This window comes from Occallatibacter sp. (genome assembly GCF_049582745.1).
In the GTDB taxonomy this organism is placed as follows: Bacteria; Acidobacteriota; Terriglobia; order Terriglobales; family Acidobacteriaceae; genus Telmatobacter.
Genome location: NZ_JBAUUO010000174.1, coordinates 1 through 25,806 on the forward strand (window position 1 = coordinate 1; position 25,806 = coordinate 25,806).

Consider the following 25,806-nt stretch of genomic DNA (forward strand, 5'->3'; position numbering starts at 1 on the left):
CAAAACCGCACAGAAAGCTTGCTATAAGCTTCCAACGGAATTACTGCCTGCGCACACCAGATCGAACACCAGCCCTGCGAATCGCCGAATCAGCCTTGGCAAAACGCTATGCCCGACACACACCTAGAGCGAGCGATTTCTCTAGCCCGGCTGGAAACAGCGCGGCGCGGCTGGCAACGGTCGCGCCGCTTTGCATATGGCTTCAGAGTTGCCGCAGTCCCGCGTCAGGGTGCGTCAGGTTTTGCGCTGCCGCGCTGGCGCTGGCGCGCGATGCCCAGCACCTGCGCCGCTTCATCCTTTTTCCCCATTTGCGTGAGGACGTCGGCAAGTTTCTCGGCCAGCGGCAACGAGTCAGGATATGTATTTAGTCCATCACGCAGCACCCTGGATGCCTCCGCGAGGTTTCCCTTGCGTGCATAGACAAGACCAAGATTGCTGCACTGCTGGACGGTCCAGAGGGGTTTGAGTCTGGCCGTATCGAGCAGGGTGATCACCCCCTGGTCGTCGGTATCCGTGATCAGATCATTGGAAAGGGCGTCGAGGGCATCGGCGTATTCCGGGTCGATTTCCAGCACGGCGCGCCATTCTGCTTCGGCATCGGCGGTGGCGTTGGTGGTGTCGAGCGCCTCGGCCAGCAACAGGTGCAGCTTGATGTCGCGGAAACCAAACTTCCCCGCTTCGCGCAGCGCGGCGATCGCTTCCTTGGTATCGCCCGCGAGATACAGGCTCCCGCCAAACATAAAGGCGATGCGGGGCATATCGTTCTGCTTCGGATCTAATTGCAGCGAAGTTGCGAAAGCGTCGGCGGCGCAGGTGTAATTCTTCTGTTCGCCAAACCAGATGCCAAGGTCGTTCAATGCGTCAGCGTTCGGCGTCCCCGTAAACTTTGCCTTCATCGACTCCGGTGGAGTGCAGGGCGCCTGCGCGGACGCGGCGCCGGGTAGCACGAGGAACAGTACGATCAGGAAGCCGAATCTGATTGGGAGTGATCTATGCATGTCTTTGGCAGCCGCTTCGCTCCGCGGCGGCATTTCTATTTCCCACCGTTTGCAATCCGGGCGCCGTCGGCGACGTGAACTTCAATCTTTTGAATCCCGTCTGGATCGATGTTTACAAATTCGGGAATGTTGACGGCGCGGTTTGAAGCCGTCGCGTTATCAACCATTATCGCGGGGCTCGAGTTGCCGTTTTCGTCGATATGCGTCAGGTACATCTGGGTGTAGGGCGAACGCGCCTTGGAGGAGAAGACCAGCCAGCGGCTATTGGGCGACCAGCTATGCCACGAGTTCATGAGCCGCGTGTTGGCCCGCAGACGGCGCGGCGTTCCGCCGGAGGCGGGAAGGATGTAAAGCTGACTGTCGGGGCGCATCAGCTGACCGTTCTTGCATTGCACGAAGACGATCCATTTGCCATCGGGCGAGATCTTGGGGAAATTATTGCTCATGCCGTTCTGCGAGGCACCCTCGATGGGCTCAGCGGTTCCGCCTTTTCCGCCATTGAATGGAATGCGGTACAAGTCGTACTGGATTTGCGTCTCATCAGGATCGTTGGCATGCGTGGCTGCGAGCTGACCATGGGGACGCGGTTCGCGCGCCAGGGCACGCGCAAACACAATGTACTTCCCGTCGGGACTCCACACGCCGTCGGTCTGCACATACTTTGGATCGTCAGCGCCCGGCAGTGGTGCGCGAAGGCCAGTGGCTCGGTTGTAGTACTCCAGGATGCCGCGCGTCGGAAAGAAAACCTGCAGAAAACGGTAGTCCATGAAATTGGTGACGTAATAGCTATCGATCATGCGGCTCAGTTCGGGCCCGGCAAATGTGCTGAGTACATACTGGCCGGCGGGCGAAACCTGCGACATGAATCCGACGCGTACAGTGCCAACGTTGCCGTCGGTATTCCAGTGCACCATATCCTTGCTCTGGATGGTCATGTTCTTCTGCACCGGGACCACGGCGTAGAGGCCCTTGTCGTTGGCGGGGCCGTCGATATCCATCCCGAATGTCTTGCCGTCGGCGGAGAATGAATGGCAGTTGGCGCAGGTCGGCATATCCGAAAGCACCGTGTGGCTCTCGGGCTTGCGAATATCACGGATGCGCCAGTGAATGAGGCGAATGTTGGATTCGGCGAGCGGCGCCACAGAACCACCGTTCCCCGATGCGGGCATCAGCGGAACGTCGCGGTAGAAGATTGGAGCTCTGACTTCGTCTTTTGACGTTGTGAAGGAAATGTGGGACTGCGAGTCGGCCAGCTTTCCGTCGCGATTTCCGGTGATCGTCAAGGTCGCTGGGGCGCTTACGGAGTGGGCCTGGATCGCTGCCCATGTCGCCGTGTCCGGCGTCCATGTCCATGCCGCCGACTGCTGTGGAGTCAGTTTCGGCGGAGCATTCGAGTCCGAAACACAATCCGGATCGATAGGACCGAGCTGCATGCGCTCGCCCTTTGATGTCGCGTGAATCGGCGCCGAGTTGTCGGCGAAGAGAATGTCGATGTCCCATGAGGTCCCGGCTGCATCGCGCCACAGAAATGTCGGAGGCGTTAATCCGGGAGGAAAGATGGAGCCATCTTCGGGATAATCGATGGAAACCGGGCTCAGAACATGCGGAGAACTGGATGCGGCGAAGGCCTGCAGCGTGAGATTCACCGCAAATCGGCTCTGTTGGACTGGGGGCAACGAACAGACCAGCAGAACAACGGTGACAAAGGTGAGAGCCGAACACAGCCTTGCTCCGGGCAATCGCGCGAATTCGTTTTGATGCTGCGCCGGCCGATACCGGGCGGATTGCCCATCGCTCATCTTAGTGGACTTCTCCTACCTGTTCCCCAGTGAGCACGAGTGGCTGCCGATCGGCTGCCACCACTTTCTGGTAGAAGTCATGCAACTGAACATAGTCTTTGGCGTCGAGAATGGTGAATGCCCGGGCAAAGATGCGGGCGTCAATAATCGAACTGCCCTCGACTTTCGTGCGCAGTTCGTATGCAGCATTGCCTTCCCACTTCAGTTTCGCATCTTCAGGAGTCCTCGGAAGCGCAAAGCCGGGCGGCAGCACGTAGGTGATCTGCTCCTGCTCCTGCGCCGGATAACGCATGTCCACCGGCAACTCGCGAGGACTCTCCGCTGGAAATGGATTCCGTTCCTGCGCTTCAAAAAAAGTGCGCGGCAGAACAAGGCGACCATCCGACTCCTGTGAAAAGGAACCGGAAACCGGAATCGTGGCCAGCAACTGGCGATCCGGATCATCGAGATACCCAACATGATCCGCCGCGATGTGGATGCCCGGCGGCACCTGCTGGGTGATGATCGAACTGATCTCGGCTTTTACCGCTTCGACGCCAGATTTCACCCCAAGCTGGCGCAGCTCAATCGCCTTCTGCCCGATGAAGGCCACTTTGAGAGTTCCGGACGCTGCACCCTTTGGAGACACGTTGACGGTGCCGACGTGGAGCGTGCTGTTGTCGGTGATCTTCTGCAATGACGTCACGATGATCTCAGCCTTGTTGTTCGCATCCATTGCCACGCCGCCGTCTCCGGTATGTGCCCAATGCAGCGTCTCGAAGGGAGCCATCTTCGTTCCGGGATCGACGAGGATTTCCTTTCCGTCGATCTTCAGTGCAACGAGAACGGTGTCGAGCTGAATGTTGTCCATGTATTGCGCGGAGAAGATGTGAATGCTCCGACTCGCAATCCGTTCGGGACGGGCGCTGATCCCCGCCGCCCGCACCAGGGCCAGGTACAGGAACGCGATCTGGTTGCTCGATCCCTTCTTGCTCTGGAGAACAGAATCCACCTTGCCTCTTGGAATCCATTCGCTGCCCGTAAGCGGTGCACCATCGGGACTTGAATCGGTGTTCTGGAAATTCTGCACGACCGCGTAGAGCTTCTTCGCCTTTTCGAGCGGCGAATCCGAAGGAGCGATTGAATCCTTTATGGCTTTTTGCAAGGCCTGGCTGGAGGCCGTGTACGCGTTCAGTTCCTTGGTCCAATAGCCCATCTGCTTTTGCCAATAGTCTTTTACATCGGGCGTGTAAGTGTAGAAGAAGTCGACACTGTATGCCTCGGCGTTCAACGGTGGCGCAAAGGGTTCCTGGGGAATTGCCGGAACATCGGTGAGATCGATGGTGTAGTTCCCCATCGCGTCCTGGGTCAGAGTCTTGCCGGGAGGAAGTACGGGCCGAAAATGGATGTCGGTAAGGACATTCTCGTGGGAATCCTTCAGCGCACTGTCTCCGACTCCGGCACCGGTTACGTCCTGCGGAAGAAATTGCCGGGAAGGCCGGAAGACAAAATGTTCTTTGTGGATGAAGTAGGGCTTCTGCAATTGCCAGTCGGGCGCAGTGAGATAGCGATCGTAGCGAATCTGGTACCGATACTCGATCACACTGCCCACTTCAACGCCCGGCATGGTGAACGTCGTCTCGGTGCCGCGCGGTCCCTTGGTGACCTTCAGCAGATCCGAGGTCTTTCCTGAAAGAGGAACGACCGTGCCATCGGTGTGAGTCACCCGCCCCTCGAGCGCGGCAATCTCCACCTTACCGACGTAGGAATCCGTGTCCCAGGGCTGGTCCTCGCCAGTGTGCTCAATCGTCGGCAGGCTCCAGTTGGTGGCGTCGGCCGATGCAAGTCTGCTGAAGTTGGTACCGACCGCGTTATAAACAAATGTTTCCGGAAAACTAACATGAACGACGGCGGCATCCTTTCCATCCGCATTCAGAACCTTGATGCGCGCATAGATGGTTCGATATGCATGAGGATCGTCCTCCGTTTCCTCTCGGTAGAGATACACCGCAGACGCGCCGGGCGCCTGGGGATCGGATGTCATCGCGAGATCTTCCTTCGGAACCGGAGGAAACTGCGCACGCGCTACCAGCGGCGCTGACCCAACAACAAGCAGAAAAGCAAGAGGAAGTGCATCATGAAAACGCATTCAAAATCTCCGGAAATATCTGTTTTCGAGACGGCGCAACGCCCCAAAAGGCTTCGCACCCGACGCGCAAGGAGGATTCTATCGACTTCTTCATCCCTCGTCTGTGCGCTCTGAACGCCTCAACCGGAAGGATACGCCCAAGCAAGGTGGCTGGCATCTGTCCCTGCGAATACAAGAACTTACGGAACAGAAGATCCATCGGAAAGGTGGCAGATTTGGGTCGGTTGGTCCGGAAAGCTCCTGCGTGCCTGCCTAACAATCGCTCATCCTCAATCGCATTCATGTGAGCGGGATCACCGATTCATTTGCCGTGGCGCTTCATGCTCAAGGCACGGCTTGGAGAATCGCGGCCGCTGCGGGGGTCCATGGGGGTTCGGCTTTCCCATCTTCTGATTGCGATGATTGGCATTGCCGGCTCAACTGCGCTGGTGTGTGGCACCTCATTTTCACCGGTCTCGGCTGCACGGCCTCCGGCGGAGGCTACGCCGCCAGCATCGAAGATCCAGATCGATTATCCGCGCGATGGCTCGGTCTTTCCACCGGAGATCACTCCGCCCACGTTTCTCTGGCACGAAGCGAACCAATCGGCTAAGCGCTGGGTGGTTGCAATCGCATTTGGCGGCGGACCCGCATCGCTCCGAATCGAAACGAACGGGGATCTGCTGCAACCCGGACAAATCGATCCCAACGCCGGGCCCGGCCTGCCGCTGGCGCCGGAGCAAGCCTCGACCCATACGTGGAAGCCCGACACGGCGACCTGGGAGAAGATCAAGCACTTGTCGGTCGCCGCACCAGCCCACATTTCCATTGAGGGTTTCGCGGCGGATGGGAGTGAACCCGTTTCTATTGGGCGCGTGAGCATTTCCACTTCGAGCGATCCGGTCGGCGCTCCCATCTTTTACCGCGACGTGCCGCTCATGCTTCCGCCTCCCAATGAAAAAGGCCCCATCGCACCGCTGCCGCGTTCCGCTATTCCGCTCATCAAGTGGCAGATTCGCGATATTTCGCAGCCCAAAAGCCACCTGGTGATGACCAACCTGCCTACCTGCGCGAATTGTCATTCGTTTTCGCGCGATGGCAAGACATTGGGCCTCGACCTTGACGGCCCCCGCAACGACAAGGGACTCTATGCGCTCGTGCCCGTAACAAAAGAGATGACGATCCGCAACTCCAACGTGATTCACTGGAGTTCCTTCGGGCTGAATGACGAGGCGCGCGCCGCCGATCCCGCCGTAAAGCGCTTCGGCTTTATGTCGCAGGTATCGCCGGACGGGCGCTTCGTGGTCACCTCTATCGGGCCGCCCAACAACACAAACAAACATCAGGCGGAAGAACCGGGGTTTGCATCCGGCATACTCGACCGGCTCTATAGCACCAACTTCCGCAGCATTGAATTCAGCCAGGTTTTCTATCCCACGCGCGGCATCCTGGCCTGGTATGACCGGAAGGCAGGCAAGATGCGGCCGCTGCCCGGCGCCGACGACCCGCAGTATGTTCATACCAGCGCATTCTGGTCGCCGGATGGCAAGTTCCTCATCTTCAGCCGTGCGCTGGCGCGCGATCCGTATCCCGCCGGTGTGACAAAGCCGGAGCGCGCGAATGATCCCGGCGAGACGCAGATCCAGTACGACCTTTACAAGATTCCCTTCAACGATGGGCGCGGAGGAAAGGCCGTTCCTGTAGAGGGCGCTTCGGGCAATGGCATGAGCAACAATTTCCCCAAGGTATCGCCCGATGGCAAGTGGATCGTCTGGGTGCAGAACAAAAATGGCCTGCTGATGCGGCCTGACAGCAAGCTTCACATTGTGCCCTTTGCCGGAGGCAAAGCGCGCTTGATGCGCTGCAATATGGCGCCGATGAATTCCTGGCATACCTGGTCGCCCAATGGCCGCTGGCTGGCGTTTTCGTCGAAGGCTCGAGGACCGTATACGCGGCTCATGCTGACGCATATTGACGCCGATGGTAACGACACTCCGGCGGTGATCGTGGACGACACGACGGCAGCGAATCGCGCCATCAACATTCCCGAGTTTGTAAACCTGCCTTCGGGCGTCGGCATCGACAAGATCGACCCGCAGGCGACGGATTTCTACCGGCTCTTTGACGAGGCATACACGCTGATCGAAAACAATCAGTTCCCGGAAGCGATCAGCACGTTACGCAAGGCCATTCAGAACAATCCGGATGACGCGCTGGTGCATTACGTTCTGGCCACGGCTCTCAGCGCCAGCGACCAGGAGAAGGACGCACTCACCGAATACCGCCGCGCCGTCGTCCTCGCCCCTACGAATCCAACATTTCTCGATCACCTTGCGGTGTCGCTGGCTCTGAACGGTGACTCCGCCGGTGCAGTCGAACAGTTGCAGAGAGCGATCAGTGTCAATCCCGGTTCGGTGGAGTATCGATTCAACCTCGCTTATGTGCTGGAATCGCAGGGTGAATTTGAGAGCGCGCTCGAGCCCCTCGAAAAGGCCGTCGCACTGAGCAGAAGGAGAGACTGGCGTTGTCTCGCGGAGTTGGCTAAGGTGTATGACAAGACAGGTCACTCCGCGGAAGCGATCCAATCTGTCCGCGAGGCGCTGGATCTGGCGGTGAAACAGAACAACGGTCAGGTTGCGCGAAGTCTCCAGGACGCTCTCGATCGCTACGAGCGAGATGGATCGAGAGCAAAGTCGAACTAATATTTTGCTGGAACCTTTTCTCTCTATGCGGGATGAAGTCTAACTCCCGTTGCGGTGCAATCCGCCGCTCAAGCTTCCCAAGCCCAATAGCACGCGCCAATCGTACGCCATTGATGCAAACACCCAGGAATTCGGGCAGATGAAAACAACCTGAATTCCGTTGCGCCGCAAACGGGTGCAAACGCGTCTACTATACACACTACCGGCAAGGTCGGGCCGGGACAGGAGACCTTCGATGCCAGCAGCTCACCCGCTTCCCCATTCCCTGGGGGAACTGCGCAGCAGCACACAGTTTGCAGAAGCTTGCCTTAAGAACCGCAGCGTCAAGGATGAACTGCGTTCGAACCTCATCGCCCGGCTCAAGACTCGCGAGCCGCTCTTTCCGGGCATCGTGGGGTTTGAGGATACGGTGGTGCCGCAGATCGTCAACGCGGTTCTATCGAAGCAGAACTTCATCCTTCTCGGGCTGCGCGGCCAGGCCAAGAGCCGCATTCTGCGCGCGCTGACTGCCCTGCTCGACGATCACATGCCTTATATCGCGGGCTGCGAAATTCGCGACAACCCTTACCGGCCGATCTGTAAGCGATGCCGCGAACTGATCGCCGAGCGCGGAGATGCCACGCCGATCGCGTGGGTGGGACGCGACGAGCGCTACGTTGAAAAGCTGGCCACGCCCGACGTTACGGTGGCGGATCTGGTTGGCGATCTTGACCCGATCAAGGCGGCACGCGGCGGCGAGGACCTTTCGAGCGAGTTGACCATGCACTACGGACTGCTGCCGCGCGCCAATCGAGGCATCTTTGCCATCAACGAGCTGCCGGATCTTGCCGGGAAGATCCAGGTCGCGCTGTTCAACATCATGCAGGAAGGCGATGTGCAGATTAAAGGGTATCCTGTGCGGCTTGCCCTCGACGTCGCGCTGGTCTTCAGCGCCAATCCCGAGGACTACACGGCGCGGGGCAAGATTGTGACGCCGCTGAAGGACCGCATTGGCTCGGAGATCCGCACGCATTATCCCGAGACGATTGAAGAAGGCATCGCCATCACGGCACAGGAAGCGTGGTCGGAACGCGGTGCTTCGCCGATCGAGATTCCAGCATACGTACGCGCTGTCGTGGAGCAGGTCGCCTTTTCCGCGCGCGAAGACAAGAAGGTGGACAAGCGCAGCGGCGTGAGCCAGCGGCTGCCGATTTCCACGATAGAACTTGTGGTATCGAATGCAGAACGGCGTGCGCTGATCAACGGAGAGAAACTCGCTGTGCCGCGCGTTAGCGACATCTACGCGGCGCTGCCTGGCATTACCGGAAAGCTCGAACTGGAATACGAAGGCGAGATGCGCGGTGCAGACACGGTGGTCCATGAGCTGATTCGAACTGCCGTCGGCAAAATCTACGACCGCTACTTCGCCGAGACCAACACGCAACAGATCGAACAATGGTTCAACCTCGGCGGCACGGTCAAGCTCGATGACAACCAGTCGAGCACGGCTGCGCTGGCCGACCTCAAGAAGATTCAGGGGCTCTTTGAAAAGCTGGGGCCGCTCGAGGTGAAGGTCTCCGATGACCCGCCGAAGGCGGTTGCGGCGGCGGAGTTTCTGCTGGAGGGGCTGGTGGCGCACAAGAAGCTGAGCCGCAGCGAAGAGCGCGGGTTTGCGGCGCCGGAAAAGGCGCAGCGCAAACAGGAACGCGAAATTGAAGTTGAATTCGACGACTGGCAGCGCGCACGCCGGCCGGGCCGTAGCGGCGGCTTGAACTGAGCCTGGTTGCATAAATCTTCCCTCAGGGGCTAAAGCCCAATATCTATGAGGGCATTTTTGGCACGGCTGAAAGCCGGACCCTTTTAAAACAGGATTCGACCGGTTTCAGATCCGCGAAGGAGTATTTCGATGAAGCGTGTTCGCTACACCAAATTCACCGGCGACCTGGCCTCCGAGATGGATATCGAGGACCTGCTCAAGGCGCTTTCCGACTACTTGCTCGATTCCGGTTTTCGCGATCCATACATGCGCTTTCAGGACATGGATCATACTCTGGATGACCTGCGTGAAGCACTGCGCCAGCTTCTCGAGTCCGGCGATATGTTCGACGACCGCATCCGCGAGCAGCTCAAACAAATGGGAGAGCAAGGTAAGCTCGACGAGTTGATCGAGAAGCTCATCCGTCGCATGGAGCAGGAGAACTACATCTCTTACTCGCAGAACATGAGCCCCACGCAGATGGCGGAAATGATGGGCAACGCGGGCAACGTTCAGGGCGAAGTCAAATTCGAAGTCACCGACAAGAGCCTCGATTTTCTGGGCTACAAAACGCTGCGCGATCTGCTGGGCTCGCTGGGCAAGTCAAACTTCGGCCGCCACGACACGCGCCACTGGGCGACGGGTGTTGAGGCGCACGGAGCGTCGCAGCGGTACGAGTTTGGCGATACGCTCAACCTCGATACAACGACGACGCTGAAGTCGGCGATTGCGCGCGAGGGCGTGGGACTGCCGCTGAATCTGGAGTACGAAGACCTGCACGTGCACCAGTGCGAGTATCAAAGCTCGTGCGCAACGGTGGTCATGCTGGACTGTTCGCACTCGATGATTCTCTACGGCGAAGACCGGTTCACGCCGGCCAAGAAAGTCGCCATGGCCCTTTCGCATTTGATCCGCACGCAGTATCCGGGCGACTCGCTTTCGCTGGTGCTTTTTCACGACTCCGCCGAGGAGCTGCCGGTGTCGCAGTTGGCGCGGGTGAAAGTGGGGCCGTACTACACCAACACCTGCGAGGGTCTGCGGCTGTCGCAGCGCATCCTGGCGCGGCAGCGGAAGGACATGAAGCAGATCGTGATGATTACGGACGGCAAGCCTTCAGCGTTGACTCTGCCCGACGGCCGCATCTACAAAAATGCTTACGGCCTCGATCCGCTGGTGGTAAGCGAGACGCTGGAGGAGGTTGCGCGGTGCAAGCGCTCGAACATCATGATCAACACCTTCATGCTGGCATCGGACCTTGGACTGGTGCAGTTCGTACACAAGGTGTCGGAGATGTGCAGAGGGAAGGCATACTTCACAACGCCCGACACGTTAGGCGAATATCTGCTGATGGACTACATGAATCGGAAATCAAGAACGATTCACTGAGAAGGAGTTCTCAGTTGTCAGTCTTCTGCTTTTGGTGCGTTGGGACTTGCGACGAGACATTTGGGGCGGGAGCTTGGATATGCAACCGATTGGTTGCGGGATACCCTCCCTCCCCCCATACTCTGTAAACAAAGTCCCTCCTCTGAATGATTTACGGCAAGCGTATTCTGCAAAGTATTCCAGGCATTGAAGTTGGCTGCAGAGTCGTCTCAGCAAAGGACTTATGGAGTGTATTCCTGTTCGTTTCGGTGTCTCACTGTTTCACAGTTCCCCTGGTCAGTTTCTGGGGATGACCGGAGGTGCGATCGAGGTCTGCCGCGTAGATTCAAGCTTAGGCCAACCGTCGAAATAACCTGCAAAAACGGAGAAACTATTTGGCGTTTGTTCTCAGTGGGTTAGGCGGTATGATGGGGCGAAGGGCTTGACGAGATTTGGCGGAGTGAGACGGTTGCGTATCCTGCCTGGAAGAATGTGGCTCCGCATTTTCGTCCTTATCCCATCAACTTATACGCCCCTTGCCCGGGGTCCCCACCGACAAGTCTCCGTCGGTGAGGTGGTGTTGCGCATGAGCGGAGAATCCTGCGCTCGCCAGCCACTACCTCCTCGGCGTAACCGTATCTTCCTGCCGCTGCGAAAACGCAATCCCGTCCGGCGCTACCGCCCCTCCCGTCATCAGCATGCTCATCGCCTGCTCCATCGTCAGATCGGTGAACGTCACCCGGCTCAGCGGCAGCAATTGCAAAAACGCCGACGTCGGATTGATCGCATTCGGCAGCAGCACCGCCGCGAGTTCTTCGCCCGTGTTCGAGTCCACCAGCGTCCGCGTCAAAAACCCGATGCTCTTCTGTCCCACGATCGGAAAGTCCACCAGCACCACCCGCTGGTTCGTGTCCTTCTTCGCCATCATCGAATCCAGCAGTTGCCGCACCGACGAATACACCTTCGCCACAAAGGGCAGCCGATCCAGCAGAGACTCAAACAAGCTGAACGCCTGCCGTCCGATGACCAGCGAAGTCAGCCGCCCCAGCACATACAACACCACCAGCGTCAGCAGCACGGCCAACACCGACTGCATCACCGGCCGGCCCAGCCAATCCTCTGGAAAAATCGCCGCCAGCAACTGCACCAGAGGCAATCCCGCCTTCGCCAGGCTGCCCAGCACAAAGCTGAAAATCAGCCACGTCACAAACAGCGGCCCCACCGTGATAAGTCCCGCCAGGATATTGCGCTGCAAACTCCTCAATCCGCGTGCGATTACAGGATTCACAATCGGCTCCTGCTCCAAAGCATACGAGAATTACGCCTGGTTTTTCAGAATTGGGCTTTCCCGCGCCTTCCCCTATAGTGAAGAGAGAGTGGCAATGCAATGATTGATCCCATTGGCCCCGATCCGACTGACCCCGCCATACCCTCCCGGCAGGTAGCAGAAATCGTTTCCGAATTCGAGGCTCCAGGATCGTCATCTCCTCTCCGTCCCAAGATCCGCTACGCCAATTACGACAGCCCTGAAGCCCAGCTTCTCAAGCAAGAACCGCCTCGCACTGAAGCCTCACCTCGAAATCAAGCATCGCCCCGCACCCAAATCTTGCCTCGCAAAGAAGCGCCGCCGCGCATTCAGGAAGCACCGCTTCCGATTCCGCCCGCGGAACCCGTCGCTTCTGCGCCGCCCCCTGCTCCAAAACCCGGTCCGAAATACGCATCCAGGCCCACTACCACCGCCCTCGCCCGCCCCACGCCACCGAAACCCACGAAGTTCGAGCGCGCCATGAGCGTGGCCAGGACCGTCCTCCCCATCGTCGGCAGGATGCTCCCCCTGCTTGAAGGCAACGTCGTCTCCGCCGCATCGAATCTCTTCGCCAACCGGCCCATGCACGAAGTCGATCTCAAGCCCCTTGGGGACTCGATTTCCCGTCTCCAGTCCGATCACCGCGCCCTCGCCTTCCACTCCGGCGAGCAGAAACACGCCATCCAACGCCTTGAAGACGACTTCGCCGCAGTTCAGGAAGCCGTCCAGAAGATTGCCGCCGATCAGGCCGAGCTCATCGAGCACGTCGCCAAACTCGCCAAGCGCACCTCTTCCTTCATGCGACTCGTCACCATCCTGCTGATCGTTTCGATCCTGTTCACCATCCTGCTCTGCGTCCGAATCGCCTACATTATCCGCTTTTGACCAGCGGGCAACCTGATCCAGCTCCTCTTAGCTCCCTTGGTCCCCCGAAAAGCTTTATCACACCGCAATATGAGCTAAATCGGGCATATTGTTCGTATAAGCAAATCTAATTTCTGTTTTATAAAAGTAAATTTAGCTTTCCTACTCACCTTTTAACGATCTTCGTGATGCAGAACATTGCCAGTCGTATTATGCGCGGTCTAGTATTCACCCCGTAGTTCAATTGGGGATCTTCCGCCCTGTGTCAAAACGCTGTTCTAACTGAGTCCACAGAGCTTCACTAACGAGCGGCGCGCTTACCGGCGTCCGCACACGGAGTGCCTCCATATGGCATGGTATGCCTACTGCATTGGTGAAAAACAAGCCTTCCCAGAACTAGCCCGCCACCGAAAACCCGTTCCGCTCGAGTCAGTCCACGGTGTCAGCGGAAATCAGGTCTTCCTTTACCCAGCCAGTGATCTAGCCGTTATCGTCAGCGAACACAATCCCACAGAATCCTTAAATCAGAAATCCGGTGTGGACCATGCTCGCGTAATCGCTGACTGCTTCAAACACTCCACCGTTCTTCCTTTCCGATTTGGTACCGTCTTCAACGACGACGAAAGCCTCCGCAAATCCATCCGGTCCAACCAGCGTCAGTTCCTCGGCAACATCGATAAACTGCGCGGGAAAACCGAGATGCACCTCAAGATCCTCGTCGACGACTGCTGCGGCCGTGAATTTGCCCAGCTCTCGCCAGACAAGGTCGGACGCGGCTATCTCACCAATCTCCGCGAGACGGCAACACGCCAGCGCGAGCGCCAGACCCGCGCCCGTGCAGTCAGCTTCCAGATGCATCGCCTCTTCATGCCTCTCGATGAAGAAGTGAGCTGCCGCCTCACCGAGACTGGCAAGATGGTCCTCGACGTCGCCCACCTGATCGACCGGAAGTACGTCGAGCGTTATCAGAACAAGTTCACCACCACCTGCGCCATGATGCGCGATTGCCAGATGCAGATCTCCGGCCCCTGGCCTCCGTATCATTTCGTGCACCGCCTCACCCGCGGCGCTCACCTCCCCGCGCAGACCTCCATGGATCCCATCGCCACCGCCGCCCCTTCGACACCTCAGCAAGTAGCGGCGATGGTCTAACCCAATTTCAACCAACAAAAAAGCCCGGCTTCTGCCGGGCTTTTTTTGCGGCTTCATCCCTCATCGAAAGCTGTTTTACGACGTGCTTCCCGCGCTTTCCTCTCTTCTCGAATAGTCCGCACCCAATCGGACCCCCGACCTCTGCCCTGTAGACCTCTGCCCAACCCGTTCGAGAATCGGGTGGCTCAAATGCCGGCCAGACCCTCACCGCCTAGGGAAGCTTGCTGCAATTCCTTGTTCCTGGCCTCGTTGCGCCGAGCAGATAAGCGTGACGAACTCCGTCGGCCAAGCGCTCTCCCCAGCACGCAAATAGGGGAGCATCCTAGAAACGTGCTTCGCCTGAAGAGTGCCAATCGACAATTACGATTCCCCGCCGCATTTGCTAAGGCTGTCGCCGAGGTAATGTGGCATGGGAATGCGAGCTGCAATGTCCACTTGCGAACACTCGATTCCGTAAACCGGACACATCTGCGCTCAAGACTCGTTGGTTTGTGATCGACATCACTCGAATACATGTAAAAGAGCGGGCGGTATGGCCGAACTCGTGCTTGACTGGGTGGTGAACGGTATCGCCTCCGCAAGGGATGAGAGGAAAAATGCGATGAAGCTACTGCTGGCAGACCTTCGATATGCATTGCGGCAATTGCGCCGCTCTCCGGGCTTCGCGCTCACGGCGGTGCTCACGCTGGCCCTGGGGATAGGCGCCACCAGCACAATCCTGAGCTGGATCAGCGCTACGCTCTTCAATCCCATTCCGGGGGCGAAAAAGATCGACAGCATGCTCACCATCCAGCGCGGCGAGCGCAGCGAGCATCCCAGTCCGCCGTTCTCCTATCCGGATTTCGTAGACCTGCGCGAAAACGCCAGGACCTTGTCGGGCCTGATCGGGTATCACGACGACTACATTTCGATCACCGGGTCGGCCAAGCCGGAGCGCATCTACGGAGCGCTCACCTCTGCGGATTATTTCGAGGTGCTGGGCGTGCAGCCGTATCTTGGCCGCACCCTGATATCCACCAAAGGCAACGAGCGAGCAGGCGCGGCCGTCGCGGTTCTGAGCTACAGCTTGTGGCAGAACCACTTTGCCGGCGATCCGGGCATCATCGGAAAGACCATTCAGCTCAACCTGCATCCCTACACAATCGTGGGCATCGCCCCGAAGGGCTTTCGCGGCTGCAAGAGCGGATTGCGCACCGACATATTTCTTCCCTTGGGAATGGACCGGCAGATATGGGCCGGTGACCGCATCGATCACCGCGGCACCTCCTGGCTCAACGTGCTCGCAGTGCTCCGGCCGGGCATAGATTCCCACCAGGCAGACAATGAGCTGAACCTGTTGATGCAGCGCATTGCGTCGCAGTATCCGGTGGAGCACCAGGGCGCGAACCAGATCTCGACCGACCCGCTGTGGCGTTCGCCGTTCGGCGCCAATGTGTACATGGCGGGAACTCTGCCCATTCTTCTCGCGCTCGCGACGGTGCTTCTGCTGCTGGCCTGCGCCAATGTCGCGAACCTGCTTTTGGTGCGCTCGGTGGCACGGCGACGCGAGTTCGCCATCCGACTGTCGATGGGCGCCAACCGCTGGGTGCTGGTGCGGCAACTGATGGTAGAGAACGTTCTCATCGCCCTGGCCGGCGGGGCCGTCGCGCTTTCCACGACGTTGTGGACATCCAAAACGCTCGGTTCCTTTTTGCCCGGCCACACACTGCCGCTTGCGATCAACGGCGAGGTCGATCCGCGCGTGCTGCTGGCGACGATGATGATCTCGTTGCTCACGGCAATCGTCTCCGGCGCGGTGCCTGCGCTGCGCGCATCCCGGCTGTCCCCCAGTACGATCCTGAAGGATGAAGCGCTCAACACTTCGGGTGGGTTGCACAAGTCGCGTCTGACGTCCGGACTTGTGATTGCCCAGGTTGCGCTGTCGCTGTTGCTGCTCACGTGCGCGGGATTGTTTGTGCGCAGCCTGGCGAAGGCGCAGGAAGCCGATCCGGGCTTCGATTCGAGCCACGTGCTTCTGACCACCTTTGACCTGCACCCGATGGGCTACACGGAAAAGACGGGAATTGAATTCCAGCGTCAGGTGATCCAACGCGTGAAACAACTCCCGGGCGTTCAATCGGCCACGCTGGCGGATTTTTCCCCGCTCAGTTTCACCATTCACTCCGACGGCGTCCTGCCGGACGGCTACGAGCCGCGCGTGCACGAAGATGTGGAAGCCGACCGCGGTATCGTTGGACCGGGCTATCTCGCCACTCTACGAACGCCACTGCTCGCCGGCCGCGACTTCAATGATCAGGACACGGCCGACACGCAGCCTGTCGCGATCGTCAACCAGGCATTCGTGGATCGCTACTGGCCGGGTCAGAATGCAATTGGGAAACGGACCAAAGTCGCCCACGGATCGTACACCGTGGTAGGCGTCGCGGCTAACGGGAAATATCGCCGCCTGATCTACGATCCCACGCCGCTCGTTTTAATGCCACTCGCGCAGCGTTACGAAAGCGAAGTGATCCTGCACGTGCGCACGCGAGGAGAACCGATGGCCATGGCGGCGGCCGTGGAGCAGACAATTCACAACCTCAATGGCGACATGCCTCTGTACGGCATCACGACGCTGAAAGAAAACATGCAACTGGGCAGCGTGTTCGAACGCATTGCCGTTACCTTCGCGGGCTCGTTCGGCTTGCTTGCGCTGTTGCTGGCGGCGGTTGGGATTTTTGGAGTGGTGTCGTACACCACCCGGCAGCGCACGCATGAAATCGGAATCCGGCTCGCGCTCGGTGCCGGGAAGGCGGTCATTCTTCGCAATGTGCTGCAACAGGGCCTGATCCTTACGTTGGCGGGGTTGATGATAGGGCTGGCGGCTTCGTTCATTCTCACGCGCTTCCTTCGCACCATGCTTATCGGTGTAGCGGCTACAGACTTGTTTACGTTTGCGACCGTGGCGGTTGTGCTGTGCGCCGTGGCGGCGTTTGCATGCTATCTGCCGGCGCGACGCGCCGCGGCGGTGGATCCGGTGCAGGCGCTCCGCACTGAATAGTTTCAGTAATAAATACTATGATGCCTCGTTGAACGTCGCTTGGGAGAAGCGTCCACCGTATTTCTTGACACAAAATCCATTCGAGTCTCTGGTCAATACCGCAGCGGTTTCCAAATTTTCAGCGTTGTGATCGCACTCACAAGTGGAATCCGGCGAAGGTGTATAAAGGCTGGAGCAATCACAAGCCCCACAGGATCTTCTCATGAGCGCTTCCGCGCCTTCTCTTCGCGCCGCAACCTCGGTACGACGGCCGTGGTTGTTGACTGGAGGGTTGTTCGTGCTGTGTGCGGCTGTCGCCAAGCTGCTCATTCATCTCTATGCCAACCGGTACTATGGCTACTTCACTGATGAGTTGTACTATCTGGCGTGCGCTCGCCATCTTGCGTGGGGATATGTCGATCAACCGCCGCTGATCGCGGCCGTTGCGCGATTGGAGATGTTTCTCTGGGGCGATTCCCTTTCGGCGATTCGCTTCCTGCCCGCTCTCGCGGGAGTGGGCAAGGTGATCCTGACGGGTTTGCTAGCTCGTGAATTGGGCGGAGGCCGATTTGCCCAAGGGCTTGCGGCGCTGTCGGTGCTATTCGCGCCTGGATTTCTGGGCATGGACAACCTGCTATCGATGAACGCCTTTGAGCCGCTCTTCTGGCTTGGCTGTGCCTACGTAGTCATCCGAATCATCCGCACGGGAAATGAAAAGCTGTGGCTTTGGTTTGGTTTGTTGTCGGGCCTTGGCCTGCTCAACAAACACTCCATGCTGATTTTTGGCTTCGGCATCGTCGTTGGACTGATCCTGACCCGGGAGCGCGTTTGTTTCCGTTCCCGGTGGATCTGGCTTGGCGCAGCGCTGGCCCTCTTGATCTTCCTTCCCAATCTGATCTGGAATGTTCAGAACCATTTCCCTTTTCTCGAACTCCAGGCCAACATTCGTCGTGATGGTCGAAACATACAACCCGGCCCATTGGCTCTCTTCAGTCAAGAGAGTCTCGCGATGCTTCCTCTGACGTTGCCCATATGGCTGGGTGGCTTCTGGTTCCTTTTCTTCACTGAGAAGGGAAAGACCTTTCGGGTATTGGGTTGGGCGTGCGTGGTCACATTCACTGTGATTTTCGTCCTGAACCCGCGCGTATATTACTTGTGGCCGGCGTTTCCCATCCTGTTCGCCGGCGGAAGTGTGCTCTGGGAGTCGTGGCTTGAGAGGCCCACTCTCCGCTGGGTCAGGTTTGCATATCCCGCATTGACGATTTTGCTCGGAGCGGCGTTAGCGCCAATGCTTTTGCCGGTTTTGCCGCCCGAAGTTTACATACCGTATGCAAAGGCACTCCATGTCGAGCCGCCGGCGATTGAGAAATGGAAGCTCGGACCATTGCCGCAAATCTATGCGTCGCAGTTCGGATGGGAAGAGATGGTGGCAACAGTTGCCGAGGTATACAACAGCCTGCCGCCCGATGTGCGGCCCAAAACAGCGATCTTCGCGCAAAACTTTGGACAGGCCGGCGCCATCGATCTCTTCGGGCCGAAGTATGGCCTGCCCAAATCGATTGGCGGACATCAGAACTATTTCTTGTGGGGACCGCGAGACTATACCGGTGAGAGCGTGATTGTGATGCAGGGGCGGCAGGATCAATTGGAGCAGGTATATGCCAGTGTCGAATGGCGCGCCCATGTTTCGCATCCTTACTCGATGCCCAGGGAGCACTTCGATGTGTATTACTGTCGTGGCCTCAAGGGATCGCTCAAACAGATGTGGCCGATGGTCAAGAACTGGCATTGACGATTCCGAATGGCGTAAGAGGCCGTGCAATGGCAATCACGAAACATGAGTCTCCAATGGCCCTAACAAATTCAACCCCGACAATTCGCAACAACCGCGCCACACGCACTATCGCCTGCACGCTCGCTGTTCTGGTTGGTGTCGGATCCATGGATCACGGTCTGTTGGAATGCCTGCAAGGATTCCGTCCGACTCCAGGGTTGATTGTGAATGCCTTGGGCCCGGGCTATCGCTGGACAGTTTGGAAGCAGGGCGGGGAGGGCGCATTTACTTTGATTCCCAACTTTCTGGTCACTGGCGTTGTCGCAACATTTATTGGCTTGGCAATGATCGCTTGGTCGCTTCGGTTTTTGCATTCGCCGCGAGGGCCAACCGTCTTTCTAATTCTGGGCGTTGCCTCCTTCTTGACCGGCGGAGGCGTGGCCCAAATTGTCCTCTTTACGCTGGCATGGGCTGTGGCGACACGGATCGGCGCATCTCTTGCATTCTGGAGACGGCTGCTCCCGCCACTTGCACTCCCACTGCTTGGCCGCTTATGGCCTTGGACACTGGGCACGGCGACCGTTTTGTTCATTATGGCGTTGGAGATCGCGGTATTCGGCTATGTTCCTGGAGTATCGGCGCAAACGCCAATTCTGCACATTTGTTGGACGATCCTGGCAGTTGCACTAGCGCTGTATCTGGTCTCGATCGGCTTTGGCTTTGCAGACGACATCGAGGGCGGTTCTCCGATTTCACAGGACTAAACCGCACACACCGATTCTCTAAGCGCCGACCGCTTCAAGCTCGCTCAATTGATCCACGGGCTGCGTTTTGCGACTATACTCCGGAACAAACGCATGGATGAAGCCACGCTCCGCCAGGTTCTTCTTTGCGGAGTCGAACAGGGCGAGGCCTTCTTCGCGAGTCAGTCTGTCTTCCGTGTTGATCGTTTTGACCTCGTGGATAAACCTGTCCGAGTCGTCATCCCAACGCCCATGCTCTTCCATGAAAACGTAGGCTCCGTTCTCACTCGCCGGGCGAGACGCAAGAACAAGTACGTAGCACTCTGATCTTTCCTTCTCTGGGGCATTGGTTTTATAGAGAGTCTCGATCATCCGTGAATTGTACTACCCCGGGTCGGCGTCACTGAGAGGGTTCTAACTGGCTCCAAAGGCGCTTTGGATCACCAGGAATTTCGACGATCTTCCCAAGAATCTGACCGTTTACTCTCAGAAGAGCGGCAAGTCGGACCGCGTGGGTCGCAGGAAAAAGAAAGTGAGCAACACCCCCGACGCGACCAATGTTGTCCAGGTAATCGTGATAATTGCGATTTCGAACCGGTATTCAAGATTGAAGCCAAAATGCCAGGACATTCCAATGAAACTGGCGATAGCAAGAAGTACAGATGTGATAAATGTCCATCGGATTGATCGCTCAAGACGATTGGCACTGCCAAAGGCGGCGCCGACGAAAAGAAACGCGGCGCTCAACATTAGATAGCCGAGATCTTCAAGAGCAATGAAGAAACCGTGGGGATTGTATTGGGTGAAGAGTGCGAGCCCGTCGGGCTGACCTCTCAGCAAGCTGGGCGCAACTACTTCGAACTGTGTGAAGTAATCGAGGGTGATGATTCCCGCTGCGATCGATGCCAAACATAGACCGATGAGACTATATACTCGTCTGCTTACTCCAACGCTTGCATGAATGCAGCCAGCAAGCACAACGAAGAGTGGCAAGAGCAATGTGCCTGGCAACACCCAAAGGTAGTCGCGGGGAACAAATTGCACGACGTCGGTATACGGATACACGATGCATTGGCCAATACAAAATGGGCCGGAACGGGGAGGAGTAGTAATGCCGAGAGCAAATGCTGTGGCCGCCGAAACCGCGAGCAATGGTGCGATCCAACGCCCAAGGCGTGCAGCGTTTGTCTGAGCAGGGGACGTCAGATGTTCGCCTTGAACAAGCATCGACATAGCCTGCACCTCCAATGCTGAACGCATGTGCGCTCGAATTGTAGCGCCGATTGGAATGCACTCCTCAGCACGCCATTGCGGTTCATCGTAGTGGCGGGGCTGGCCATATACACCCGCCTATTCGCGAAATCGCGTCACAACACATACGGAACCAGCGCCCGGACGCGAGCCCGGTAGGCAGGGTATTCCTCCGGAAAGCTCCTTATAAGAAGCTCCTCCTCCTGCCTCAGTTTGATCCAAAAGCCCACGAAGAACAGCGCCAGCCCTGCGAATGCGACCATCTGGCCAGAGCCAATAGCCGTCCCCAGCCCCATCAGCAGATGACCGGTGTAGATCGGATGCCGCACGAAAGCATACGGTCCCCGTTCCACCAGCCTGTGCCCCTGCTTCAATTCCACATCCCTGCTCCACTCGGTGCCAAGCGCCTTGCGTGACCATATTGACACCATCAGCCCCAGCACGCAGATCGCAACCGCAAGTGAGCGCGAAACGGCCGTCCGTCGAATCATCACAATTCCAAACGGATATATCCAGATGACGATTAACACGATGTACCCCAGCCAGATTGGCATCCTGGCCAGCCTTCCGCTCCAGTCCTGACCCTCCGCCACAGGCTTAATAGAGCGCGCGCTGATGTTCCAATACACTACAAGAAAAACCCAACAGGCAAGAATCAGCAGTCCAGTCAGCACAGCCCACATCCTTTCACCGCAGAACCCCGCGCAACCCACCGCCAAATCAAGCACAGAGAGAAAGCAAGATCGGCGTCAGATGTTCTGCTCGAACAAATGCCGACATTGCGAGGTTGCTTCCCATGTCCTTCACTCCATCAATCCGGCTGCTACGCATGGCTGCGGCGGAATGGATGTCGTGACAGTTGGAGCATCAGAACACCAATTCCGCAGCCCAAAGCCGCTCCAATCCACAGTGAGGTGTGGGCATAAAGAGCGAACATCAGCAACGATCCGGCACCGAGCGCGAGAGTCCAGGCACGCCACCATTGGCGCCAACGGAACACGAGTACGATTGAAATCGCAAACTCCACAAACGCGAGAAGCCAGATCGCGATTTCCGTCGCCTCGCTAGCAAGCGACTCAGGGACCCGGCCTTCGACGCGATCCCTCACGCCTGCCAGGATCTTGGGTACAGCAACGTGATCGGCGAACTCCGTAAACAGGTCCAGCATTAAAGCGCCACTTGCCCAGTGATATCGCAGCCGGATGCGACTCACGAGGCGCGTGTGGCTCTCGTCGACTGGATACAGTGCCCATGTGAATGCGCCATCGTGAGGCACTGCTTCGCTTTGCCAGATCAGGAACTGGCTGGGTTCGATTTGTCCGAAAGTCAGGTGCGCGACCTTGCTGATTGGAAGTAGATCGCCAGTTTTCGGATGCTGCAAATCGGGCACAATCGATTCAGAGCTTCGGATGCCTGTCTTGCTGCCGATGTTCTCGATGAGGTCGTAGCCGTAGTACCCGGCTCGGTCGAAACCCATCTGCGCAATCCATGGCCAGATGTCCTCTGACCGCCCTCGAATGGTGATGGCTCGTGTCGCCACGAAGTTCGGATTGGCGACCAGGTCGTCGCCGGGCATTGACCGCCTCATCTCTTCTGTCGTGGCACCCCAGCGTAGTTGTGATGGGCGAATGAAGAATAGATATACCGTGATCAGGATCACCAGCACAGTAAAGACACTGAATGATCTCACCATTCTGGAGTCAAGCTTCATTCGTTGTCTCCGTACGACTGATCATTCTAGGAACACAGCATTTACACCAAGAGTCTATTGCCAGTTGCGATTCCAGTCTGTGATAACGGCCCGTAAACAAGTTCAATTTCAGACTTATCGTCACGGCGGAATGCCCTGCTGCCGTTGTGAAACACAGGGTAATGGATATTCCGGTTCTGCTCAAGCGCAGCGCGCGGTACTTGCTCGTACGCCGCGGTTTTGCCCTAGTCATCACCCTCGCGAGCATGGGAGTCGCGTGGGTATTTGTCAGGTTCTTCTTTCAGTTCTTTCCATGGCTTCACCCTTCCGGGAACGGTGCGGTCGTCACCATTGGCATGGCACGCGCTGGCGTGGGAGGTTTGATAGCAGTCGGAATAGCGCGGATCCAGGATGGTGTACGACACCGACTCGACCGCTCCTTTTTCCGAAGCCAATACGATGCGCGGCAAATCCTTGAGGATCTGGCGGAACGAATCCGCACGGCCCAGAACACTACACAGCTAACGACGTTGCTCGTAGAACAGATCACCAAAGCGCTGCATCCCTCTGCGCTGACTCTGTATGTCGAAGTCGCCGATGCCCTATTGCAGACCGCTGCAGACGGCGTCCCTCCAAAGTTACACCGGCTCACAACCGAACATCCCTTGCTCAAGGAGATTGCGCGGCAAGGCCAACCTGTCGACGTGCCTCCGCCGGATTCGGATCTGTTCGCGTCGTTCTCGATGATTGAGCCGCTCCAGTGCGAGTGCATCATTCCGCTCCCTGCACGTGATGGCCGGCTGGTAGGAATCATTGTTCTCGGTCCACGATTATCGGAAGAGCCCTATTCCAGAGAAGACAAACGGCTTCTAAGTTCAGTTGCGAATCAGGCGGGAGTCGCCATCGAAAGCATTCGCCTGGCCGAAAAGATGGCCGCGCAGCTCGTTGCTGTGCGGCGAACAGCCTATGAGTCAGAAATGGCTCGGTAAGTCCAAGCTCGCTTGTTGCCTCAGCGCGCACCCGTCATGCAGACACTTGATTATGCCGGTGTCTGCATACAGGCTCGCGCAGTCGGGGGTGATTATTATGACTTTCTCGACCTTGGTTCGGGAAGAATCGCCATCGTCCTGGCAGATGTTTCAGGCAAGGGAATGCCAGCAGCGCTATTGATGGCTGGCCAGATTATGACCAACGCTGTCATGGCTGCAGAAGTCGGATCGGATGTTGTTCCATTTACTTCTGAGCGCCGGGTACTCATCGTCGCCTGGATCATCACTATCCTCCTCTCTTCAGTGCCGAACATCCTCTGGCAGGAGACGATGCATCGGGGCACGCCGTGGCTATTCCGGGGAAAGCTGATGCTTGTGCTCGCGTTGCTCGCGTTCTCCGCTTTCGTGCGCTTGCTTCGGCCCCTTGCTTCGCACGCCACCGTCTTTCTTGCACTACTCTCCCTGGAGCGACTGGGGCAACTGACTATGGACGCGCCGGCGTTCCTGCGGTGGTTCACGAGTAACTGGGGCCGCTCGATGGTGGGCGTGCAGTTGATTCGGTTGGGAGCGACGATCGCGCTTATTGCAATGGTTTGGCTCCTTGTGAAGAAACGCCGGCGAGCATTCCTACAGATGGCAGTGCCGGACGCGCAAGCGCAACCGGTGTGGTATCTGCCGCTTCGCAAGCCTATCGCGTGGAGTCGCCTTGGCCCACCCATGGCTTTTCTCATTGCTCTCGGGACGCTAACGTTCGTGCTCATTGCCGGGCGCCCCGACTACGCCCGCATACGTGCCGCTGCGTTGCCGAGCATAAAGGAACTGTCTATGTTCTCAATGCTGGCGGAAATGGCGCCATCGTACCGTTTCCCGGATGGCACGAGGCTCGTCGTCATTGAAAAAGGTCCCAACAACATCGATACGTTTGCCATCAATCCCGATGGCACGCTCGGGTCTGTTGTGGTCAATCACAGCGTCACACCCGGCGTGTTTGACACAGTGTTTACGCCGAGTGGCGCTCTGATCGTCTCGGAAAACCAGCCAGGAGGAACCGATATCTCCAGCATTTCGTCCTACACCATCAATGCGGACGGTACGATCACCGCAATCAGCCAAGCATTCACACCTTTGGCGACGGAAACTGCTGGAATGCCATCACCCCGGACGGCAAATATGTCTACGTCGATAACGCGGGAACATCGACGGTAGCCGGATTTGCTGTCGGAGCCAATGGGACACTGTCGAGGCCGCCACTATAGCGATAACCTCGAGGACCTGTTCCTTCGTGAAGCCGGCAGCGACGAACGAATCAAGTTCCTTTTCGCTCAAGTGTCCGCGTTTCTCAATCAGCGTCTTTGCCAGCGTGGAAAGCGCGGCGAATCGCCTGTCCGCCGGCGCACGCCTCTCACGAATCGCGTCGGTCTCTTCCGGGCTCACTCCCTGTTGGAGTGCTAGCGCGGTGTGGAAAGCGACAGCATAACTGGAAGAATTGGCGACTGCGTCTGTCAGCAGCACGATCTGATTCTCCGCCTCGGTGAGGCCATGGCTATGGACCTGCTGAAACAGGCCGACAAGAGAGTTGATGAGTTTCGGTGAATTCGCAATCGTACCGGCGATGTTGGGTACTACGCCAAACGCCTGCTTGAGCTCTTCCAGCGCCGACTTCGAACCCTCAGGCGCCGAAGCGATCGTATGAATGGGATAGTTCGGCATATGATTCTCCTCTGTGATCTGTAGCCTCGCAGGCATTACTGTTCGGCTACTGGCCTACTATCGAATAGATCAAGAATCACAGCAATTACCTCGCAGGTAATCGTTTGATGCGAGTACCGCCCTTTGATGACTTTGCGAAGACGCTCCCGCCGATTTCGCCTTGGAAAAGGTCAGTGGCAAGCCTGCGGCTCTACTGGAGGGAATTGCAGGGGGATCGGGTGAAAGCAGGTGTTCGTCCGGCAATAGGGGGACCTGGCTGCCGTCGGCCAGGAAGATAATTCGTCTCTCCGGCGCGGCCCGATCTGCGTCCCCTGTGGAAACAACCTTTCGCATGGCAGTTTAGATGCCCAATCGAAACGCCCGATTCAAGCGCTAGGTGTCGAAGATACCCCCGGAAGATGCGATCGACTCGTGGGATTCGACAAAGCCGACTTCACGGGTCGTTAACATCCGCGCCGTTCAGACTGATTTCGTTCCTGGCAATTTCAAGATTACGCAATAATTCCCCTGCCGATGGCAAGTTCGAGGCAATTACAAAATCCCTCAGCCCACGATGCGAGGCAGATTCAAGAATGTTGCGGGGCTGGCAGAATCGATACCAG

The 25,806-nt window shown here is 57.7% G+C and carries 19 protein-coding genes; 10 read left to right on the forward strand and 9 right to left on the reverse strand.

The window, feature by feature from the left end:
* Positions 1-224 precede the first annotated feature (224 nt).
* From WCA10_RS24825 to WCA10_RS24835, 3 genes are all read right to left on the reverse strand, one after another.
* Complete coding sequence (locus tag WCA10_RS24825; RefSeq protein WP_472825238.1) at positions 225-896, reverse strand: hypothetical protein; 672 nt, start codon at positions 894-896, stop codon at positions 225-227.
* 137 nt (positions 897-1,033) lie between these two features.
* The gene (locus WCA10_RS24830; protein ID WP_472825239.1) at positions 1,034-2,797 is read right to left on the reverse strand and encodes a TolB family protein; all 1,764 of its coding nucleotides are present in this window, start codon (positions 2,795-2,797) and stop codon (positions 1,034-1,036) included.
* A 1-nt stretch (position 2,798) separates the two neighbouring features.
* On the reverse strand, positions 2,799-4,925 hold the full coding sequence (locus WCA10_RS24835; protein WP_472825240.1) for a transglutaminase-like domain-containing protein: 2,127 nt from the start codon (positions 4,923-4,925) through the stop codon (positions 2,799-2,801).
* A 365-nt stretch (positions 4,926-5,290) separates the two neighbouring features.
* On the opposite strand from WCA10_RS24835, the gene WCA10_RS24840 reads away from it, so the two are divergent.
* The 3 genes from WCA10_RS24840 (at position 5,291) to WCA10_RS24850 (ending at position 10,727) form a co-directional block, all read left to right on the forward strand.
* On the forward strand, positions 5,291-7,606 hold the full coding sequence (locus WCA10_RS24840; protein ID WP_472825241.1) for a tetratricopeptide repeat protein: 2,316 nt from the start codon (positions 5,291-5,293) through the stop codon (positions 7,604-7,606).
* Between the two features lie 235 nt (positions 7,607-7,841).
* The gene (locus tag WCA10_RS24845) at positions 7,842-9,362 is read left to right on the forward strand and encodes a magnesium chelatase (RefSeq protein WP_472825242.1); all 1,521 of its coding nucleotides are present in this window, start codon (positions 7,842-7,844) and stop codon (positions 9,360-9,362) included.
* A 129-nt stretch (positions 9,363-9,491) separates the two neighbouring features.
* Entirely contained in the window at positions 9,492-10,727 is a 1,236-nt protein-coding gene (locus WCA10_RS24850; RefSeq protein ID WP_472825243.1) for a vWA domain-containing protein, read from the forward strand.
* 595 nt (positions 10,728-11,322) lie between these two features.
* On the opposite strand, the gene WCA10_RS24855 is transcribed toward WCA10_RS24850, so the two are convergent.
* The gene (locus WCA10_RS24855; RefSeq protein ID WP_472825244.1) at positions 11,323-11,994 is read right to left on the reverse strand and encodes a DUF502 domain-containing protein; all 672 of its coding nucleotides are present in this window, start codon (positions 11,992-11,994) and stop codon (positions 11,323-11,325) included.
* 99 nt (positions 11,995-12,093) lie between these two features.
* Between WCA10_RS24855 and WCA10_RS24860 the strand changes: the two genes are divergently transcribed.
* The 5 genes from WCA10_RS24860 to WCA10_RS24880 all read left to right on the forward strand — a co-directional run bounded on the left by WCA10_RS24860 (position 12,094) and on the right by WCA10_RS24880 (position 19,585).
* On the forward strand, positions 12,094-12,897 hold the full coding sequence (locus tag WCA10_RS24860) for a hypothetical protein (protein ID WP_472825245.1): 804 nt from the start codon (positions 12,094-12,096) through the stop codon (positions 12,895-12,897).
* Positions 12,898-13,224: 327 nt separating this feature from the next.
* Positions 13,225-14,028, forward strand: a complete 804-nt coding sequence (locus WCA10_RS24865; protein ID WP_472825246.1) for a GvpL/GvpF family gas vesicle protein — start codon at positions 13,225-13,227, stop codon at positions 14,026-14,028.
* Between the two features lie 532 nt (positions 14,029-14,560).
* Positions 14,561-17,068, forward strand: a complete 2,508-nt coding sequence (locus WCA10_RS24870; RefSeq protein WP_472825247.1) for an ABC transporter permease — start codon at positions 14,561-14,563, stop codon at positions 17,066-17,068.
* 202 nt (positions 17,069-17,270) lie between these two features.
* Complete coding sequence (locus WCA10_RS24875) at positions 17,271-18,839, forward strand: ArnT family glycosyltransferase (protein ID WP_472825248.1); 1,569 nt, start codon at positions 17,271-17,273, stop codon at positions 18,837-18,839.
* 56 nt (positions 18,840-18,895) lie between these two features.
* A complete protein-coding gene (locus WCA10_RS24880) occupies positions 18,896-19,585 on the forward strand; it encodes a hypothetical protein (RefSeq protein ID WP_472825249.1) in 690 nt (229 codons plus the stop codon).
* 18 nt (positions 19,586-19,603) lie between these two features.
* On the opposite strand, the gene WCA10_RS24885 is transcribed toward WCA10_RS24880, so the two are convergent.
* The 4 genes from WCA10_RS24885 to WCA10_RS24900 all read right to left on the reverse strand — a co-directional run bounded on the left by WCA10_RS24885 (position 19,604) and on the right by WCA10_RS24900 (position 22,526).
* Positions 19,604-19,828, reverse strand: coding sequence for a hypothetical protein (locus WCA10_RS24885; RefSeq protein ID WP_472825250.1), 225 nt, complete (start codon positions 19,826-19,828; stop codon positions 19,604-19,606).
* Between the two features lie 222 nt (positions 19,829-20,050).
* Entirely contained in the window at positions 20,051-20,797 is a 747-nt protein-coding gene (locus WCA10_RS24890; RefSeq protein ID WP_472825251.1) for a hypothetical protein, read from the reverse strand.
* Positions 20,798-20,931: 134 nt separating this feature from the next.
* Positions 20,932-21,489 carry a methyltransferase family protein gene (locus tag WCA10_RS24895; RefSeq protein WP_472825252.1) on the reverse strand — a complete coding sequence of 186 codons (558 nt, stop codon included), beginning with the start codon at positions 21,487-21,489 and terminating at the stop codon, positions 20,932-20,934.
* Between the two features lie 149 nt (positions 21,490-21,638).
* Positions 21,639-22,526, reverse strand: coding sequence for a hypothetical protein (locus WCA10_RS24900; RefSeq protein ID WP_472825253.1), 888 nt, complete (start codon positions 22,524-22,526; stop codon positions 21,639-21,641).
* Positions 22,527-22,687: 161 nt separating this feature from the next.
* Between WCA10_RS24900 and WCA10_RS24905 the strand changes: the two genes are divergently transcribed.
* A complete protein-coding gene (locus tag WCA10_RS24905) occupies positions 22,688-23,494 on the forward strand; it encodes a GAF domain-containing protein (protein ID WP_472825254.1) in 807 nt (268 codons plus the stop codon).
* A 36-nt stretch (positions 23,495-23,530) separates the two neighbouring features.
* Positions 23,531-24,700, forward strand: a complete 1,170-nt coding sequence (locus tag WCA10_RS24910) for a PP2C family protein-serine/threonine phosphatase (protein ID WP_472825255.1) — start codon at positions 23,531-23,533, stop codon at positions 24,698-24,700.
* On the opposite strand, the gene WCA10_RS24915 is transcribed toward WCA10_RS24910, so the two are convergent.
* Entirely contained in the window at positions 24,647-25,204 is a 558-nt protein-coding gene (locus WCA10_RS24915) for a carboxymuconolactone decarboxylase family protein (protein ID WP_472825256.1), read from the reverse strand. The two genes, WCA10_RS24910 and WCA10_RS24915, sit on opposite strands and share 54 nt — an antisense overlap.
* Positions 25,205-25,806: the final 602 nt, after the last annotated feature.

What these genes read in the sequence shown, in the direction of transcription:
- WCA10_RS24840 (WP_472825241.1), top strand. Translation starts at nt 5,291, where the DNA reads ATGGGGGTTCGGCTTTCCCATCTTCTGATTGCGATGATTGGCATTGCC.
- WCA10_RS24890 (WP_472825251.1), bottom strand. Translation starts at nt 20,797, where the DNA reads ATGTCGATGCTTGTTCAAGGCGAACATCTGACGTCCCCTGCTCAGACA.
- WCA10_RS24885 (WP_472825250.1), bottom strand. Translation starts at nt 19,828, where the DNA reads ATGGAAGAGCATGGGCGTTGGGATGACGACTCGGACAGGTTTATCCAC.
- WCA10_RS24875 (WP_472825248.1), top strand. Translation starts at nt 17,271, where the DNA reads ATGAGCGCTTCCGCGCCTTCTCTTCGCGCCGCAACCTCGGTACGACGG.
- WCA10_RS24825 (WP_472825238.1), bottom strand. Translation starts at nt 896, where the DNA reads ATGAAGGCAAAGTTTACGGGGACGCCGAACGCTGACGCATTGAACGAC.
- WCA10_RS24900 (WP_472825253.1), bottom strand. Translation starts at nt 22,526, where the DNA reads ATGAAGCTTGACTCCAGAATGGTGAGATCATTCAGTGTCTTTACTGTG.
- WCA10_RS24910 (WP_472825255.1), top strand. Translation starts at nt 23,531, where the DNA reads ATGCAGACACTTGATTATGCCGGTGTCTGCATACAGGCTCGCGCAGTC.
- WCA10_RS24870 (WP_472825247.1), top strand. Translation starts at nt 14,561, where the DNA reads ATGGCCGAACTCGTGCTTGACTGGGTGGTGAACGGTATCGCCTCCGCA.
- WCA10_RS24830 (WP_472825239.1), bottom strand. Translation starts at nt 2,797, where the DNA reads ATGAGCGATGGGCAATCCGCCCGGTATCGGCCGGCGCAGCATCAAAAC.
- WCA10_RS24835 (WP_472825240.1), bottom strand. Translation starts at nt 4,925, where the DNA reads ATGCGTTTTCATGATGCACTTCCTCTTGCTTTTCTGCTTGTTGTTGGG.
- WCA10_RS24865 (WP_472825246.1), top strand. Translation starts at nt 13,225, where the DNA reads ATGGCATGGTATGCCTACTGCATTGGTGAAAAACAAGCCTTCCCAGAA.
- WCA10_RS24845 (WP_472825242.1), top strand. Translation starts at nt 7,842, where the DNA reads ATGCCAGCAGCTCACCCGCTTCCCCATTCCCTGGGGGAACTGCGCAGC.
- WCA10_RS24915 (WP_472825256.1), bottom strand. Translation starts at nt 25,204, where the DNA reads ATGCCGAACTATCCCATTCATACGATCGCTTCGGCGCCTGAGGGTTCG.
- WCA10_RS24850 (WP_472825243.1), top strand. Translation starts at nt 9,492, where the DNA reads ATGAAGCGTGTTCGCTACACCAAATTCACCGGCGACCTGGCCTCCGAG.
- WCA10_RS24880 (WP_472825249.1), top strand. Translation starts at nt 18,896, where the DNA reads ATGGCCCTAACAAATTCAACCCCGACAATTCGCAACAACCGCGCCACA.
- WCA10_RS24860 (WP_472825245.1), top strand. Translation starts at nt 12,094, where the DNA reads ATGATTGATCCCATTGGCCCCGATCCGACTGACCCCGCCATACCCTCC.
- WCA10_RS24905 (WP_472825254.1), top strand. Translation starts at nt 22,688, where the DNA reads ATGGATATTCCGGTTCTGCTCAAGCGCAGCGCGCGGTACTTGCTCGTA.